The following is a 15159-nucleotide window of genomic DNA, read 5'->3' on the forward strand; positions in this document are numbered from 1 at the left end:
GTCCGCCGGCGGGTCCGGGCGCGCCGGATGTTTGCTTCTGACTCACGACGACGAACGGCGGCCTGTGAGCGCATCGAGGGCACCGCGCCAATCAAGCTTTCCGCTGGCAGCTCGGCCCACGAATGCTCCCATCACGATGAAAATGGCGCTGATCAACAAGCCCCAGAAACCGAAAGCGAAGGCCATAAAGGCCAAAAACGCACCAAACGCCGCACACACCACGCTAAGATTCATTTCTGTTCTCCGGTTTCCGTTGAATCGATGCCTTGCGCTGCTGTAGGAGCAACCGTTCCGCTCACCTTGGGGTTCCCCAAACGGTCCGTCAGACGGGTCCGTGCTGCAGGCTTTTCCGAATCTGCTGGCGGGATAAACACATCAGTGATTTCAATGTTCACTTCAATAACGTCCCGGCCCACCAGTTCCTCTACTGCCGTGTAGACGGCCGCACGGACTGAGTTGGCAAGTGTTTGCAAGGGATAGCCGTATTCCGCCAGCAGAATCAGATCGACAGCCACCTGGGACTCACCAACTTCAACCCGCACACCCTGGGTAAGGTCTGCGCCGCCCACCACTTCACGAATGGCCCCTATGGACCGTGAGGTACCTGATCCCAGTGCGTGGACTCCTGCAACATTGCGGGCAGCAATGCCAACCACCTTGGCCACTGCCGTCTCTGAGATGACTGTGCGTCCTTCTCCGGCCACTATTGTGGGGCCGGTACCGGCACCAATCCCGGTGCCGGGCGTGACTTCTGGCGAAGCCTGGTTTTGCGAGTCCATGAATGAGCCCTTTCTGTTTCCCTTACGGTAAGCCTATGCACCGAAAAGTTGAGGGGCAACGCCGCTACGTGCCAGAGTATGCCGTGAAGAACGTAAATCGTCCCGACACCTAACCCTTTTATGGGTTTGTGCAGTTTTTCTCAACCCACATACTGATGGGTTTCATGGCCTGTTCGAATTTTTTGTCATTGAAAGTATTTCCATTAATTGCAGAGTCATTGATCACCAACAAAAGGTTTTCCAGATCTACCTTTATTTCAGCCGGAACCTTTTTCATGGACTCAGTGACTTGATTCGCCATGCTCTTAGTGCCTTCTCCGCTCGGATCGAGCCTCGCTATGAAGGCCAGCGTGCTACCGGTGATCACCACCGCGCTGACACTGACACAGGCCTCTGCGTTGCCGAGCATCCCGCTCACATCAGGCACCACTGCACCGGGGTCAAGTTCCTGCTGGCCTTCGCCGCGGGGCGCTTGTGCCTGCGTGCTCTCCTGGCTGCTTCCTGAGTTCCCGGAGAGGCCGCCAAGGTCTGGAATTACCGAGCACGCAGTAGCGGTTACCGAGGCTGTGAGCAGGACCGCTACTAGCAGGAACATTTTCCGGAAAGTTCTTGCTGCTCGCATGAAGACCCCTTTTATAAGCCGCACTTGTTGGCTCGGCTGAACAGGCAGCCGCTACCCCTTGGTGGTCATTCTGGCACACAACCGGGAAAGGAGTCGGTGGAGTGAACTTTCGCCCCACTTTGAGTTTTTCGCTATGGTTCAAACGGGCGCGAAATGTTTTGGCCGCTCCCCCCGAAACGTTCAAATAGGCGCGGCGAGTTATGTGTTAAAGCGAAGAACCCCCGGATTACCGGGGGTTCTTAGTGGTGGCTCCGACCGGCGTCGATCCGGTGACCTTTCGATTTTCAGTCGAACGCTCTACCAACTGAGCTACAGAGCCTTGGTGATCTGAAAATCTCGTCACCAGATCTTCTTGCACTAGTCAAGAAAACCAAAGCGACCCTGACGGGACTCGAACCCGCGACCTCCGCCGTGACAGGGCGGCGCGCTAACCAACTGCGCTACAGGGCCATACGTTTACTGCATTTTGTTACCGTCACACGTTTGTGTGATTTTCACGAGTTATAGCGTACCAGCAAATTTCTTACTGATTTACCACTAGCTCGCAAGTACCCCCAACGGGATTCGAACCCGTGCCGCCGCCGTGAAAGGGCGGTGTCCTAGGCCGCTAGACGATGGGGGCCTAAGCCAGCTTCGTAGCCTCTGCGTTGTTCCCAGCGCTTCGGTTCGAAGTGGACTCCAAAAACTATAGGGCCTATTTGCTCAGAACACAAAACGGACATGCGGCAACCGCCCACCGGAGGCTGAAAACGTTGGCCACAGCTCCCCGACAGTGACTCTAGAGGGCACTGTATCCGCATGATGCCGGGGTTTCACCGTTACGCTTGAGGCATGCATCACAATCCCCTTGCCGGCATTCCCTCCTTCCTGCCTTTCACTATGGATGAACAGGAATTTGACGCTGCCGTGCAGGCTGCCATCGCCGCGATTCCGGCAAATATCAGCGCCGAAATGGACAATGTGGCCATCTTCATTGCCGATGACTACGAGCCTGCCACCGGAGAACACCCGGATACCGTGTTGCTGGGCTTGTATGAAGGGACGCCGCTGACGGAACGGGATTCCTGGTGGGAGGCCGGTTCCCTCCCTGATCGAATCACCATCTTCCGTGCGCCCATTTTAGAGATCTGCCACAGCCGCGAAGAAGTGATCCATGAGGTCACGGTAACGGTGGTCCATGAGATCGCCCACCACTTCGGCATTAGCGACGCGCGCTTGCACGAGCTTGGCTGGGGCTAAATGACACTATTGTTGTTCATGGTGCTGTTGTTTCCTGTGTTGCCAAGCATTCCTAAGACCCGTAGGGTCGGCTTAGCTGTGTAAATTCGCCGAGAGCCACCTGTCTCCGGCCTGTGGCCTGGGGGCTGCACCATTTACCAATCGATCTGCAGTGAGGCACCTGGATGAGTATGCGCTTTTTGGTTCGCGGCACTGCAACATTGGCGTGCGCCGCTTTGGCCTCTTCCGGCCTGCTCTTACCCGCCACGGCCGGACCCGCTGTCTCTGCGGCACCTGGATTAAGTTCGACGGCGTTTCAAAAGTTCGCCCCGCAGCCTCACCTTCCCACCGTCCCCAGCGAAGAGGACATTGCCAAGGCCAAAAAATCAGAGGCTGCCACCGCGGCTGCAGCCGCCGAGCTGGAGGCCATTTTGGCCACGGCCAATGACCGCCTCCGGGCAACGTCCATGGCCGCGCTGAGCGCCAGCGGCTCGTACACCGAAGCACTGGTGGTGCTTGAACAGCGCCAAGAAGAAGCCGCAACCGCAAAGGGGAAATCCGAAGCTGCCCGGAGCGCACATTCCAAGGCCAAGACCCAACTGGGGCAGCTGGCAGGCAACTTGTACAAGTCCGGTGGCGTTGGGCTGAGCGTCCAGACCCTGCTGACCAGCGATGAGGGCGATGACGCCCTTTACCAGGCCTCCACGCTCATGGCTTTGAGTTCCAATCGAGCCAACACCTTTGCTTCCGCCGAAGCCGCCGCTGCCACGTCCGCCGCACTGGATGCACAAGCCCTGGCCGCCAGCACTGCGGCCACCGAGGCCACCACGGCCGCCGAGGCCTCACGCGCCCAAGCCCAGGGAGCCGCTGACGCGCAGGCCGCAGTAGTGGCGGAGAACCAAAGCCAGCGAGATATTTTGTTAACAAGACTTGCCAGCTTGCACAACACCACGGTGGAGTTGGAGGGTGCCCGGGTTGACGAGCTCACCCGAAAGGCCGAGGAAGAGGCCCTCAAGGAGCAGATTGAGGCCTCCGCCGACACCCCGGCTCCAGTCCGCCCACCGGCCACCGGCACCAAACCTCCCGCGCTTCCCCCTGTGCCCAAACCCCCTGTCACGCAGGCCCCGAAACCGCAGGCCCCCAAACCCCCGGCTCCCACCACATCCGCGCCCAGGCCACCGGCACCTAAACCCCCTGTTGCACCGAAGCCACCCGCACCTAAACCCCCTGTTGCACCGAAGCCACCCGCTCCTAAACCACCGGTTGCGCCCAAGCCACCGGCACCTAAACCACCGGCACCCAAGCCACCTGTTGCTCCGCCTACGGGCAGCTACACCCAGGTCATGGTTAATTACGCCCTGTCCAAGATTGGCAGCCGTTACCAATGGGGCGGCAACGGGCCCAATGCCTTTGACTGTTCCGGGCTGGTTCAGCAGGCGTTCGCAGCTGCTGGCAAGAGCGTGCCGCGCCAAGGCTCAGACCAGTTCTGGGCTGCCCCGGTCCGTGTTCCGCTATCTCAGATGCAATATGGCGATCTGCTGGTGTTCGATGACGACGGCAATGGCCGTTTCGGTCACGTTGCCATTTACATTGGCAACAACCAGGTGGTTCAGGCCCTGAATTACACCCAGCCGGTGGAAATCACCCCGCTCTCGCACATGACCCCCTATATGAGCCTGTATCCTTACGCGGCCAGGTATTAGCGGCTGCAACCACGCAGCACAGAGGCCCTTCTCTGCCCTACGGTAAGAAGATATGACAGCAAGCTAAGGCGCGGCATCCAGCCCGTAGGGGGCGGATGCCGCGCCTTCAGTTTTGCGCGCTCAGCTAAGTAGCCGGATCATGTCTTCAGCAGTGGGCCAAAGGCGGTGCGGTCGTCTTGACGGGGATCTTCCCTATCGCGCACAACCATGATGGGGCCCTTGGCATGGTGGCGCACACCGTCAGTGGTGGAGCCGAGCATCATGCCGGCAAAACCGCCACGGCCACGGGTTCCCATAACCACCAGCTCTGTTGTTTCGGTGGCCTTGACCAGCGCTTCCACGGCTGATCCTTCCAACAGTTCAATCTCAATGGGCAGCTTCGGGAAATGATTGCGCAGCCACTTTTCACCGGCCTCCAGCTGGCTGCGAATCTCAGTGAATAACGCTTCTCGGTCTACAGGTGCGGGCATCCAGGCCAGCGATCCGGTGTAGGGCTGCACGGCGCAGATGATGCGCAGAGTACTGCCGGAAAGTTGGGCTTGTTCTGCCGCTACAAGCACCGCGTAACGGGCCTGATCCGAGCCGTCCACACCCACTGTGACAACTTTTTCAATCCCTGCCCGGCCTTCCTCAAGGCCTTCTTCCAGGCGTGCGGCACAGCTCAGTGGGACCGTGACGGTGGGGCATTTGGCGTGGGCGGGAAGCGCGGAACTGACACTGCCTAAAAGCCTGCCAATGAACCCGCCCCTGCCGCGTGAGCCAAAGACCAGCAGCTCGGCAGTTTCGCTTAGTTCCAGCAGCACTCCGGCGGCATCACCGTTCTCAACCCGCGCGTCCATCTCAATATCCAGATGCGCCACTTTGGCCGCCGATTCACGAAGGACAGCCTCGGCACCTTGGCGGATGACGTCGTCGTCCACTGTTGCATAGCCGCCGTCGAGTCCCGAGGCGGCAAAAATGGGGACAGTGTAGGCGGTGACCAGATGAAGTGGAACGTTGCGCAATCTCGCCTGCCGGGCGGCCCAGATCAGGGCGCCAATGCTCTGCTCGGAACCATCAATTCCGACCACAATCCCGGTGGGGGCGGGGATCGGTTCGTGCGCTGCGCCTTGGGGTGATTGCTCTTGGCTGGTCATCGTGCGCCTCCTGGTTCTTGTGTGCCGGGGATGCAAAAACTTGCTGCGGCCTCCCCGTCGCGGCCTTTACTTGTGACTATTGCGGGTTCAGCCATGCACGTCAAGTTGCGCTGCGGCGTGTGCCAAACATGACTTCATCTGCCACATCCACATCCGGAGCCTGACATGTGACAGAGTTGGCATTACTGGCGAGTAGGAAAGTGGGCAGCAATGTTGAAACTACTACAATCGGCTCTGGCGGACGGCCTCAGCGGGGCTTCTTCCACGCCTTCTGCGCCTTCTTCCGGGGCTATCTCTGCGGAGGAGGCCATGTGGGCAGGGGTGGATTTGGCCTGTGCCAACCTGTCCGCCCCACTGGCCGTCCTGAACCTGGCGGCACTGTCCACAAATGCCGGGTTCCTGCTGCGGCGGGCGGCGGGCAAGCCCATCCGAGTGGCTAGTAAATCAATCCGGAACCGTGACGTTCTCCGTGCCGTGCTGGCCCAGCCCGGTTTTGCCGGCATACTCGGATTTACACTTCCGGAAGCGTTGTGGTTAGCCGCTGATCCATCCGGCGCCTTCACTGACATTGTGGTGGCCTACCCCACCGCCGATTCCCCCGCCCTGCGCGCCCTTGCCGCTGATCCGCAAGCCTGTGCCCGCGTGACGCTCATGGTGGATTCCACAGAACAGTTGGAGTGGATGGCCGCCACTTTGGCAGGCACCCAACCGGCTGCCCCCATCCGGCTGTGCCTGGATCTAGACGCTTCGTGGCGCCCGGCAGTGGCAGGACGCACACTGGGTCACATTGGCGTGTACCGCTCCCCCGTGCGCACCGGGGGCGACGCCATCGCCTTGGCTCTAGCGATCGGCCGTCATGTCAAGGGCGGTGCACAGCTTTTCCGACTCACCGGCATCATGGCGTACGAGGCCCAAATCGCTGGTCTGCAGGACACCCCGCACACCAAGAACAAGTTTGCCGATGCCGCCAAGTCACAGATCCTCCAACAAATACAGCGCTCATCGATGGCTGAAATCCTCCACCGCCGCGCCAACGTTGTGGCTGCTGTGCGCAATTTGTGCGAGCTCGAATTTGTCAACGGTGGCGGCACAGGCAGCCTGGAACTCACCACTGAAGATCCCTCCGTGACGGAACTGGCCGCAGGTTCGGGCCTCTTCGGTCCCACGCTCTTTGACGGGTACTCGCGCTTCAGCCCGGCCCACGCCGTCGGATTTGCCGCACCCGTGGTGAGACGGCCGGCCCCGGATATTGTCACGGTTCTGGGCGGTGGCTGGATTGCCTCCGGCCCGGCCGGCGCGGACAGGTCCCCTGAGCCCGTCTACCCCTCCGGTTTATCTCTCATTGGTACGGAGGGCGCGGGAGAGGTGCAGACCCCTTTGCGCGGGGCCGCGGCCTCAACCCTGCGCATTGGCGAGAAAGTTTGGTTCCGCCATGCCAAATCCGGTGAGGTTTGTGAGCATGTTGACGCTCTGGAAATTATCGACGGCGGTGGCCATCGGGCAGGCAGGGCGCTCACCTATCGAGGCGAAGGGAAGGCGTTCATATGAGTCAGTGGCGCAATTGGGCAGGCGATCAGCGTTGCACACCAAGCTCCGTAGCTAGGCCCAGTACAGTAGCTGAGGTTTCGGCCTTAGTCGCAGCGGCTGCCAGTAGTGGCACAACCATCAAAGCTGTGGGAGCCGGGCACAGCTTTACTGACATCGCCCTGACCCAGGGAGTTCAGCTGCACCTCGATGGCATCAGCGGATTGCTCAGGATGGATCGGGAAGCGAAGCTGGCCACCGTTGCAGGTGGCACCCGGTTGCATGAGATCCCAGCCCTGCTGGCACCGTACGGGTTGGCCATGGAAAATCTGGGCGATATTGATAAGCAGTCCATAGCAGGGGCCATCTCCACGGGCACGCACGGGACGGGTGTGCGATTTGGCGGTATTGCCACCCAGGTGCGGGCGTTGACAATGGTGACGGGCACGGGGGAAATCAAACACTGCTCCGCCACTGAAAACCCGGACTTGTTCGCCGTGGCACGTGTAGGCCTTGGCGCCTTGGGCATCATTGTTGAGGTCACCTTGGCATGTGTGGATGCATTCATGCTCCATGCTGTGGAGCGCCCGGAACGGCTGGCGGCCGTTTTGGAATCGTTGCCCGAACGCAACGCCACCCTTGACCACTTTGAGTTCTACTGGTTTCCACACACCGATACGGCGCTCACCAAAACGAACACGCGCCACCCAGTGGGTGGGCTGCCACAGGGAGTTTCCCCTTTGTCCGCGGTAACTCACTTAGTGGATGACGTGTTGGTCTCCAACACCTTGTTTTCTGCGCTGTGCACTGTATCCGGCAAGGTGCCCGCCATCATTCCCCACCTCAACAAGACGGCTTCGAAGCTGACGGGCAATAGGGAATTTGGCGATCTTTCCCACAAGGTTTTCGCCACCGAGCGCACTGTCCGGTTCAGGGAAATGGAGTATGCCGTTCCGCTGGCCCAAATCCCCACGGTGCTGGCCGAACTTGAGGCCATGATTATGCGCCGTGGATTGCACATCTCCTTCCCCGTAGAAGTTCGCAGCGCCGCCGCCGATGACATTGCCCTATCCACGGCAAACCATCGCGAAAGTGGCTACATCGCCATCCATCAACATGTGAAAACGGCACCCTTGGAGTACTTTCGCGCCGCCGAGGAAATCTTTCGTGCCCATGAGGGGAGACCACATTGGGGCAAGTGGCATTTCCTCCAATCGAAAGACTTTTGCCAGCTCTACCCAGACCTAGAAAAGTTCTGTATTGTTCGGGATGATCTTGATCCTCGGCGGGTGTTCAGAAACGCTTATCTGGATCGAGTACTGAGCTAATTATTGAACTCAGTGCAGAGCAACCCCTTCCGTTGCACCCGCCCTACGGCGCAGGCTTTGATGGCCTGCACCGACCCGTGAATTCTCCTACCGTTCGAGGAGTCATTTGCTATGATGTATGCCCCAAAAGTTGCCCCACCACGAGCTGATCTGGTGCCACTGGCAGGTACCAGCGTGATACCTGCCAGCACGGTAGCAACCAGCGCCTCCGCGCAGCGGGGAACATCCCCTGAAAGCACCACCACCATTGTGATCGGTTCCGGTTTCTCGGCATTGGCCGTAGCAGCCGAACTCAACCGGCAGGGCATCAAGACCATAGTGGTGGATAGCGGCTGCCCCATGAAGTCACCGGCACCGCTGGCACCCACCACGGGAGGCATCAGCTTGACCGCCCTGAACGAGCGCAGCGAAATTGTGCGGCTCCTTGAGCACTACGCCCGCCGCCATGAATTGGATCTACGCCCAACAACCCAGGCCTTGGAATTTACCCAGCATCACGGTGAGGCCCCGTCTCAGCGCCAGTGGCGAGTACAGACAACCACCGGCATGTTGACGGCCCACAGCGTTGTCTTCACCCGCAGCGCCCTGAGCCAATTGCGCAGACTCCTGCACAGCGTGGGCGTGACCACCGCAACTGACGTGCGGGCGGGCATGCACGCCTTGGGGATCTACCTCGTAGGTGTAGGGGATCTTGCCATCCCCACTACTCAGGAAATTCTGCATCAAGCCAAACGGGCCAGCCAGTCCATCTCTGCCCGGATCGCAACCCGGGAGCTGGGCTCCGTAGCCGCCACCGCTTAGAGCCTCACCGCAGTGGCTAGTCCTCGCTGGAAAGGCGGCGGCGGGCAACAACCACCATGGCCACCACTACACCCACCAGGACAACGGCAAGGCCAATGATGGACCAGGGCACTGCGGGGCTATCCGGCACCGTTTCGCCAGGGGTTTCCGGTTCAGCCTGGACGGACGCCACGGGGCCGGCGCCCGCGCCTTGACCAGAAGCCGTGCCGGCGGAGGTAGCGGTGAACCCAAAGGTACCTTCAATGGGGTGTGAGTCAGAGGACACTAGCCGCCATTTCACGGTGTACTTTCCAGCGGGCGCCCCCGGACGCACTGCTTGGGTCGCGATGGTGTCCAACACCTCCACCTCACCTACCCCCCAATTATCTCCTGCCGCGTCAAGGACCAGAACTTGGGAACCAATGACGGCAGGGGAATTGCTCATGGTGATCTGAATCTTCTCGGGAACTGTGGCCACGGTGGAACCGTCAGAGGGTGAAGTCTCCGTCACGGAATCGTGGGCAAAAGCCGCCGTGGCGGTACCAAAAAAGACCAGCAGAAGCGTCAACAGGCCCGCCAATGAGCGGCCCAGCAATGATTTTGATGTCATGTTAATCTCACTCTGTCGGTGGCCTATGCGAGAAATCACAGCAAAAGTTCCTTTACTCGTTGGAGAATGCCACCCCACGGTATCCCAGCATTATGGGAGTTCGCCCCCCAGCGCCTGGCGGGGCACCCAAGCCAACTACCGCCGCGGTCAGCCTAGGAGTTAAAAATCCAAGCCAACGCCTAATAAGTACGCGCCACCATTACGGGCTATTATTTCCTCGGTTAACTTAAATCTTTTTTCACTTCCCTGGAAGGCTCCCCATGGCAACGAAGACGGCACCGCGCCTGTCTGCGGTCGACAAGTATTTCATGATCACCGAGCGTGGCTCGAACTATTCGCGGGAAATCCGCGGCGGTTTCGCCACGTTCTTCGCGATGAGCTACATTGTGGTCCTGAACCCGCTGATCCTGGGCGGCGCAGATTCCGCAGGCGGTGAGCTGGGCCTGGAGCGCGTTGCCGCTGTCACCGCCTTTGTGGCCGGCATCCTGACCATCCTCATGGGCGCCTGGGCCAAGCACCCCTTCGCCCTTGCGGCGGGCTTGGGCGTCAACGCATTTGTGGCCGTCACGGTTGCCACGAACCCGGGCCTGACCTGGCCGGACATGATGGGCCTGGTGGTTCTCTCCGGTATCACCATGTTCATCTTGGTACTCACGGGCTTTAGAACAGCGGTGTTCAAGGCGGTGCCTGAAGGGCTAAAAATCGCCATTGTGGTGGGCATCGGCATGTTCATTGCGCTCATTGGCCTGGTCAATGCCGGCTTTGTGCGCCGTATTCCGGACGTTGCTGGCACCACGGTTCCTGTGGGACTGGGTTTTGACGGCAAGCTGCTGGGCTGGCCCACGCTGGTCTTCATTGTTGGGCTGATCCTGACCATCGCCTTGGTGGTGCGCAAGGTCAAGGGCGCCATCCTGATCGGCATCGTGGTCTCCACCGTCCTGGCCAACATCTTGGAAATGACTCTCCACATTGGCCCGTCCTTCGACGGCACCACGTCCAACCCGCAGGGCTGGTCACTGGTGGTCCCGCAGCTCTCGCAGTGGTCCCTGCCTGACTTGTCCCTCATTGGCCAGGTCAATATCTTCGGCGCTTTCAGCAAATTGGGGGCGATTGCTGCCCTGCTGCTCGCCTTTGTGATTTTGCTGAGCATCTTCTTTGACGCCATGGGCACCATGGTGGGTCTGGCCGCCGAGGCCGGATCACTGCGTGAAGACGGCACCATCCCCAACGTGGACCGCGTACTGCTTGTTGACGCGTTCGGTGCGATCGCCGGAGGTGGCGCATCCGCATCCTCTAACCAGATTTATGTGGAATCCGGTGCCGGTATTGGTGAGGGCGCCCGTACGGGTCTGGCCTCCATCGTGACGGGCCTGCTCCTGCTGCTGGCCATGTTCGTCACGCCGCTGATTAAATTGGTCCCCTTTGAAGCAGTGGCCCCGGCCCTTGTTGTGGTCGGTTTCATGATGGTTTCCCAGGTGGGCAAGATCGATTGGTCCGATTGGGGAATCGGCATCCCGGCCTTCCTGACGTTCACCCTCATGCCGTTCACCTACTCCATTGCCAATGGCATCGGTGCCGGGTTCATCGCCTTCGTGCTGATCCGCGTATTCCAGGGCCGAGCCAAGGAAATTCACCCCCTGATGTGGGCTGTTGCCGCGGCGTTCCTGCTCTTCTTCGGCATCGGCACGGTGGAAGCCCTGTTCGGCATCGGGTAACCGCACCACCCTCGAGTACGTAAGTTGGTGGACCGAATCGTGTAGTTTCGGTCCACCAGCTTGTGTACTCGATTTCATTTTTATGGGTGTCTGTGATGGGAGACGCCCATACCCGAGGACCGCTGGCGTTGTCCCAGGGCATGGGGTTGGCTTGGCACATGGACTTTTCTACGCTCTCCGTTGATATACCCGCCACGGCATGGACCGGCCGGAACGACGGCGAATCCCCCGCCCACCGCCGCTGGTGGCAGACTGTCGCCATTGCTGCCACCTCCGCATCCCCGGACGCCCCGTCCTTGAACACCGCCTCGCTGAATGCCTCGCTGCCCGGCCCCGCTGCACTGCTGGGTTTCGCCTCCCACGCCGGCGTTGCCCGCAATCACGGCCGCACGGGCGCCGCCACCGGCCCCGAAGCCCTCCGCGCCGCTCTGGGCTCGCTCGCCTTCCATGGCACCCGGGAAGTAACTGACGCCGGAGACATTGTGGTCTCCGGTGACTCCTTAGAGGACGGCCAGGCCCGCTGCGGCGCTGCTCTGACAGCCATGCTCGACGCCGGATACCTCACCTGTGTGCTGGGCGGCGGGCACGAAACCGCGTATGCCAGTTACCTAGGTGTTGCGGGCACTGCGGCGTTCACCAACGGCGCCCGTCTCGGTGTGCTGAACCTGGACGCCCACTTTGACCTGCGCGAGGCCCCAGTACCCAGCTCCGGCACACCGTTCCTGCAGATGGCCCGCGCGGAAGCCGCCGCTGGGCGGGAACTGAACTACGCCGTCGTGGGCATCAGTGAACCCAACAACACCCGGGCCCTCTTCGATACGGCGCATGAACTCGAGGTGAAGTACCTGCTGGATGAGGATTGCTCAGCGGAACGCACGGAAGGGTTTGTGTCCTCATTTTTGGAGACCGTGGATATTGTGTACCTCACGATCGACCTAGATGTGATGCCCGCAGCCGTGGCCCCCGGCGTCAGCGCACCCGCAGCCTACGGGGTACCACTGGCAATCATCGCCGCCATATGCCGCCAGGTGGCCGCGAGCGGGAAGTTGTTCCACTGTGATGTGGCGGAGCTTAACCCCGAATTCGACATCGACAACCGCACCGCGAAGGTGGCCGCTCGGCTGATCGACACACTGCTGCGCTAAGGCGGGGCACTTTCACGTTCCGGGCCCCACCCGCGCCTAGTTCAGCGGACCCGTGGCAGTTTCCGCTGCTGCACGGATGGCGCCGGAGCCTACCAAACGGTCGGCTTCTTCTAGTTCGGGCGAGAGGAAACGGTCGGCACCCGGTCCCGGCACGGTTGCCCGAAGCACCTCAAGTACGGCGGCGCCAGCCGGACCGGGGAGCAAAACGCCGCCGGACAAGGACGTACGCATGTCAATGGCGCGGGTGGCTGTGACCAGCTCAATCGCTAGGACCCGGCGCAGATTTTCCACGGAGCGGCGCAGCTTCCGGGCGGCATGCCAGCCCATGGAAACGTGATCCTCCTGCATGGCGGAGCTGGGGATGGAGTCCACGGAGGCGGGCACGGCCAGGCGTTTGGAGTCAGAGACCAGGCCGGCCTGCGTGTATTGGGCGATCATGAGGCCCGAATCCACCCCAGGGTCCCCGGCCAAGAATGCGGGCAGGCCGTGGCTGCGGGCGGGGTCTAGCATGCGGTCGGTGCGGCGCTCGGCGATGGAGGCGACGTCGGCGGCCACAATAGCGAGGAAGTCCAGCACGTAGGCCACCGGTGCGCCGTGGAAGTTTCCATTGGAGGATACGCGGCCATCAGGGAGCACCACGGGGTTGTCGATCGAGGCGGCGAGCTCCCGGGTGGCCACCATGAGCGCGTGATCCACGGTGTCCCGGGCGGCGCCAGCCACCTGCGGGGCGCAACGCAGCGAGTAGGCGTCCTGCACGCGAGAATCCCCCACCCGGTGCGAGGCGACAATGGGCGAATTCGCCAGCACGCGCAGCATGTTGTCCGCGCTGAGAGCCTGGCCTGGGTGCGGGCGCAACTCCATATGCAGCTCGGGCACAAAAACCTGATCGGTCCCCAGCAAGCCCTCCACACTGAGCGCGGCGGTGATGTCCGCCGTGGTCAGGAGCATTTTCAAATCAGCGATGGCCATGAGCAGCATGCCGAGCATGCCGTCGGTGCCGTTGACCAGCGCCAGGCCTTCTTTTTCGGCCAGCTCGATGGGCGTGATCCCGGCCTCGGCGAGCAGTTCGGGCACGGGGCGGATGACGCCGTCGGGCCCGGCCGCCTCCCCTTCGCCCATGAGCACCAGCGCGCAGTGCGAGAGCGGGGCAAGGTCCCCCGAGCAGCCAAGCGAGCCGAATTCGCGCACCACGGGCGTGATCCCGGCGTTGAGCACATCCACCATGGTGGTCACCACAACGGCCCGCACACCGGTCCGCCCGCTGGCCAGGGTCTTGGCGCGCAGGAACATCAGGGCACGCACCACCTCGCGCTCCACGGCCGGACCCATGCCGGCGGAGTGGGAGCGGATTAGCGATTTTTGCAGCTGCGTGCGCATATCAGTGGGGATGTGGCGGTTGGCGAGGGCACCAAAGCCTGTAGAGATGCCGTAGGAGGGGGTCTCTGAGTGCGCCAGCTTTTCCACATGAGCACGCACCCGTTCGACGCCGGTCAGCGCCTCCGCACTGAGCACCACCTTTGCGTTGTGGCGGGCCACGGCAATGACGTCCTCGGGGGTGACCCCTGAAGAGCTGAGGGTGACGGTTTCGGTGGTGGCGCTCATGGCGGGTCCTTACATAGCACGGTGGTCTTGTTCTCTACTATGGCCCCTAACTGTGCGGAAATCAGCGCCTTTACCGACCCACTGTCCGGAATTTCAGACACCTGCAAATGCTGCGGAGGTCGTTGTTAAGATTGGAGGCCTGTCCACAGGCCTCCAATCTTAACAACGACCTCCGCGCGCGCCCGGAGACCTACTATTCAGCCTTCGCGGCGCCCGTAGATCCGCACCGAGAGTTCCCCGGCAACCTTGATGACGTGCGCCGCAAGATCCGGCCACTTCTCTGCCGGAACCTTTTCCTCCAGAAACGTCACGGCCACAGCAGCCACGGGCCAGCCGAGATGATCAGTGACCGCAGCCGCCACCGAGCCGAACCCGTCCGAGATCTCGCCGTTCTCGGTGGAGTAGCCGCGGAGCCGCACCTGATCCAGATGGGCGGACAGTGTGGAGTACTTGGCAATGGGGGCCGGCACTTCGGTCAGGGAGCTAAAGGCTGCCGCGTTGGGGTACAGTGCCCGAACCTGGGACTTGGGCAGCGCGGCCAGAATTGCTCGTCCGGTAGCCGTGAGGTGACTGGGAAGCCGCACCCCCACGTCGGTCACCAAGGAGGGCCGGTGTTTGGCCCGTTCCTCGACGATGTACAGGACATCACGCCCATGCAGGACTGCCAGGTGGGCGCTTTCTCCAAGCTTGTCCACGAGCGCCGCGAGCAGCGGCCTCCCCAGCCGGGACAAGGGCTCTTGCCGTGAGTAGGCGCTGCTGAGCTCAAAGGCGGCAACACCCAATCCGTAGCGCTGCTCCTCGTGCAGATGCATAACAAAGCCGCTTTGCTCCATTACCCCCAGCAGGTGGTAGACACTGGATCGGGGCAGTTCCAAGGTAGTGGCAATGGTGGAAGCCGCCAGCGGTCCACGCTTGGAGGAGAGTAGTTTCAGTATCCGCAAAGTGTTCTCTGCGGCAGGGACCTTGGAAGGCTTACGCTCAGTGTTTGTCATGATCC

At 61.2% G+C, this 15159-nt stretch carries 14 protein-coding genes and 3 tRNA genes; 7 read left to right on the forward strand and 10 right to left on the reverse strand.

Features of this window, described 5'->3' with window-relative positions; translation table 11 throughout:
• Positions 1 to 42: 42 nt before the first annotated feature.
• The 6 genes from RY113_RS10210 to RY113_RS10235 form a co-directional block, all read right to left on the reverse strand.
• Positions 43 to 234 carry a hypothetical protein gene (locus RY113_RS10210; RefSeq protein WP_315914469.1) on the reverse strand — a complete coding sequence of 64 codons (192 nt, stop codon included), beginning with the start codon at positions 232 to 234 and terminating at the stop codon, positions 43 to 45.
• The gene (locus tag RY113_RS10215; protein ID WP_315914470.1) at positions 231 to 779 is read right to left on the reverse strand and encodes an Asp23/Gls24 family envelope stress response protein; all 549 of its coding nucleotides are present in this window, start codon (positions 777 to 779) and stop codon (positions 231 to 233) included. The genes RY113_RS10210 and RY113_RS10215 overlap by 4 nt, the downstream gene beginning before the upstream one ends.
• Positions 780 to 897: 118 nt before the next feature.
• The gene (locus tag RY113_RS10220) at positions 898 to 1401 is read right to left on the reverse strand and encodes a hypothetical protein (protein WP_315914471.1); all 504 of its coding nucleotides are present in this window, start codon (positions 1399 to 1401) and stop codon (positions 898 to 900) included.
• Between the two features lie 243 nt (positions 1402 to 1644).
• A tRNA-Phe gene (locus tag RY113_RS10225) sits at positions 1645 to 1720 on the reverse strand.
• 57 nt (positions 1721 to 1777) lie between these two features.
• Positions 1778 to 1851 (reverse strand) — tRNA-Asp (locus tag RY113_RS10230).
• A gap of 99 nt (positions 1852 to 1950) precedes the next feature.
• Positions 1951 to 2023: transfer RNA gene (locus tag RY113_RS10235), tRNA-Glu, on the reverse strand.
• A gap of 209 nt (positions 2024 to 2232) precedes the next feature.
• Between RY113_RS10235 and RY113_RS10240 the strand changes: the two genes are divergently transcribed.
• The gene (locus RY113_RS10240; protein WP_245932123.1) at positions 2233 to 2640 is read left to right on the forward strand and encodes a metallopeptidase family protein; all 408 of its coding nucleotides are present in this window, start codon (positions 2233 to 2235) and stop codon (positions 2638 to 2640) included.
• 164 nt (positions 2641 to 2804) lie between these two features.
• Positions 2805 to 4322, forward strand: a complete 1518-nt coding sequence (locus RY113_RS10245; protein WP_315914472.1) for a C40 family peptidase — start codon at positions 2805 to 2807, stop codon at positions 4320 to 4322.
• A gap of 137 nt (positions 4323 to 4459) precedes the next feature.
• Here the strand turns inward: RY113_RS10245 and RY113_RS10250 are convergent, their stop codons facing one another.
• Positions 4460 to 5458: a universal stress protein gene (locus tag RY113_RS10250; RefSeq protein WP_110105860.1), complete on the reverse strand. Its 999-nt coding sequence runs from the start codon at positions 5456 to 5458 to the stop codon at positions 4460 to 4462.
• A 210-nt stretch (positions 5459 to 5668) separates the two neighbouring features.
• Here RY113_RS10250 and RY113_RS10255 point away from each other — a divergent pair, with 210 nt between their 5' ends.
• The 3 genes from RY113_RS10255 to RY113_RS10265 all read left to right on the forward strand — a co-directional run bounded on the left by RY113_RS10255 (position 5669) and on the right by RY113_RS10265 (position 9111).
• Complete coding sequence (locus RY113_RS10255) at positions 5669 to 7006, forward strand: amino acid deaminase/aldolase (protein ID WP_315914473.1); 1338 nt, start codon at positions 5669 to 5671, stop codon at positions 7004 to 7006.
• The gene (locus RY113_RS10260; RefSeq protein ID WP_315914474.1) at positions 7003 to 8310 is read left to right on the forward strand and encodes a D-arabinono-1,4-lactone oxidase; all 1308 of its coding nucleotides are present in this window, start codon (positions 7003 to 7005) and stop codon (positions 8308 to 8310) included. The genes RY113_RS10255 and RY113_RS10260 overlap by 4 nt, the downstream gene beginning before the upstream one ends.
• Positions 8311 to 8421: 111 nt before the next feature.
• Entirely contained in the window at positions 8422 to 9111 is a 690-nt protein-coding gene (locus tag RY113_RS10265) for an FAD-binding protein (RefSeq protein WP_110105858.1), read from the forward strand.
• Between the two features lie 16 nt (positions 9112 to 9127).
• On the opposite strand, the gene RY113_RS10270 is transcribed toward RY113_RS10265, so the two are convergent.
• Positions 9128 to 9700 carry a copper resistance protein CopC gene (locus RY113_RS10270; protein ID WP_315914475.1) on the reverse strand — a complete coding sequence of 191 codons (573 nt, stop codon included), beginning with the start codon at positions 9698 to 9700 and terminating at the stop codon, positions 9128 to 9130.
• Positions 9701 to 9960: 260 nt separating this feature from the next.
• Between RY113_RS10270 and RY113_RS10275 the strand changes: the two genes are divergently transcribed.
• Together RY113_RS10275 and hutG are read left to right on the forward strand one after the other, a co-directional pair.
• Positions 9961 to 11415 (forward strand): NCS2 family permease, encoded by a 1455-nt coding sequence (locus RY113_RS10275; RefSeq protein ID WP_110105857.1) that lies wholly within the window; start codon positions 9961 to 9963, stop codon positions 11413 to 11415.
• Positions 11416 to 11573: 158 nt separating this feature from the next.
• On the forward strand, positions 11574 to 12560 hold the full coding sequence (hutG, locus tag RY113_RS10280; protein WP_315914476.1) for a formimidoylglutamase: 987 nt from the start codon (positions 11574 to 11576) through the stop codon (positions 12558 to 12560).
• Positions 12561 to 12596: 36 nt separating this feature from the next.
• Here the strand turns inward: hutG and hutH are convergent, their stop codons facing one another.
• Both hutH and RY113_RS10290 read right to left on the reverse strand, forming a co-directional pair.
• The gene (gene hutH, locus RY113_RS10285; RefSeq protein WP_315914477.1) at positions 12597 to 14162 is read right to left on the reverse strand and encodes a histidine ammonia-lyase; all 1566 of its coding nucleotides are present in this window, start codon (positions 14160 to 14162) and stop codon (positions 12597 to 12599) included.
• Positions 14163 to 14359: 197 nt separating this feature from the next.
• Entirely contained in the window at positions 14360 to 15154 is a 795-nt protein-coding gene (locus RY113_RS10290) for an IclR family transcriptional regulator (protein ID WP_315914478.1), read from the reverse strand.
• Between the last annotated feature and the right edge of the window lie 5 nt (positions 15155 to 15159).

Source organism: Arthrobacter sp. lap29 (genome assembly GCF_032458965.1).
GTDB classification, from domain to species: domain Bacteria; phylum Actinomycetota; class Actinomycetes; order Actinomycetales; family Micrococcaceae; genus Specibacter; species Specibacter psychrochitiniphilus.

Coding starts and splice junctions, on each gene's coding strand:
- RY113_RS10215 (WP_315914470.1), bottom strand. CDS start 779: ATGGACTCGCAAAACCAGGCTTCGCCAGAAGTCACGCCCGGCACCGGG.
- RY113_RS10260 (WP_315914474.1), top strand. CDS start 7,003: ATGAGTCAGTGGCGCAATTGGGCAGGCGATCAGCGTTGCACACCAAGC.
- RY113_RS10210 (WP_315914469.1), bottom strand. CDS start 234: ATGAATCTTAGCGTGGTGTGTGCGGCGTTTGGTGCGTTTTTGGCCTTT.
- RY113_RS10220 (WP_315914471.1), bottom strand. CDS start 1,401: ATGCGAGCAGCAAGAACTTTCCGGAAAATGTTCCTGCTAGTAGCGGTC.
- RY113_RS10270 (WP_315914475.1), bottom strand. CDS start 9,700: ATGACATCAAAATCATTGCTGGGCCGCTCATTGGCGGGCCTGTTGACG.
- hutH (WP_315914477.1), bottom strand. CDS start 14,162: ATGAGCGCCACCACCGAAACCGTCACCCTCAGCTCTTCAGGGGTCACC.
- RY113_RS10245 (WP_315914472.1), top strand. CDS start 2,805: ATGAGTATGCGCTTTTTGGTTCGCGGCACTGCAACATTGGCGTGCGCC.
- RY113_RS10290 (WP_315914478.1), bottom strand. CDS start 15,154: ATGACAAACACTGAGCGTAAGCCTTCCAAGGTCCCTGCCGCAGAGAAC.
- RY113_RS10265 (WP_110105858.1), top strand. CDS start 8,422: ATGATGTATGCCCCAAAAGTTGCCCCACCACGAGCTGATCTGGTGCCA.
- RY113_RS10255 (WP_315914473.1), top strand. CDS start 5,669: ATGTTGAAACTACTACAATCGGCTCTGGCGGACGGCCTCAGCGGGGCT.
- RY113_RS10250 (WP_110105860.1), bottom strand. CDS start 5,458: ATGACCAGCCAAGAGCAATCACCCCAAGGCGCAGCGCACGAACCGATC.
- RY113_RS10240 (WP_245932123.1), top strand. CDS start 2,233: ATGCATCACAATCCCCTTGCCGGCATTCCCTCCTTCCTGCCTTTCACT.
- hutG (WP_315914476.1), top strand. CDS start 11,574: ATGGACTTTTCTACGCTCTCCGTTGATATACCCGCCACGGCATGGACC.
- RY113_RS10275 (WP_110105857.1), top strand. CDS start 9,961: ATGGCAACGAAGACGGCACCGCGCCTGTCTGCGGTCGACAAGTATTTC.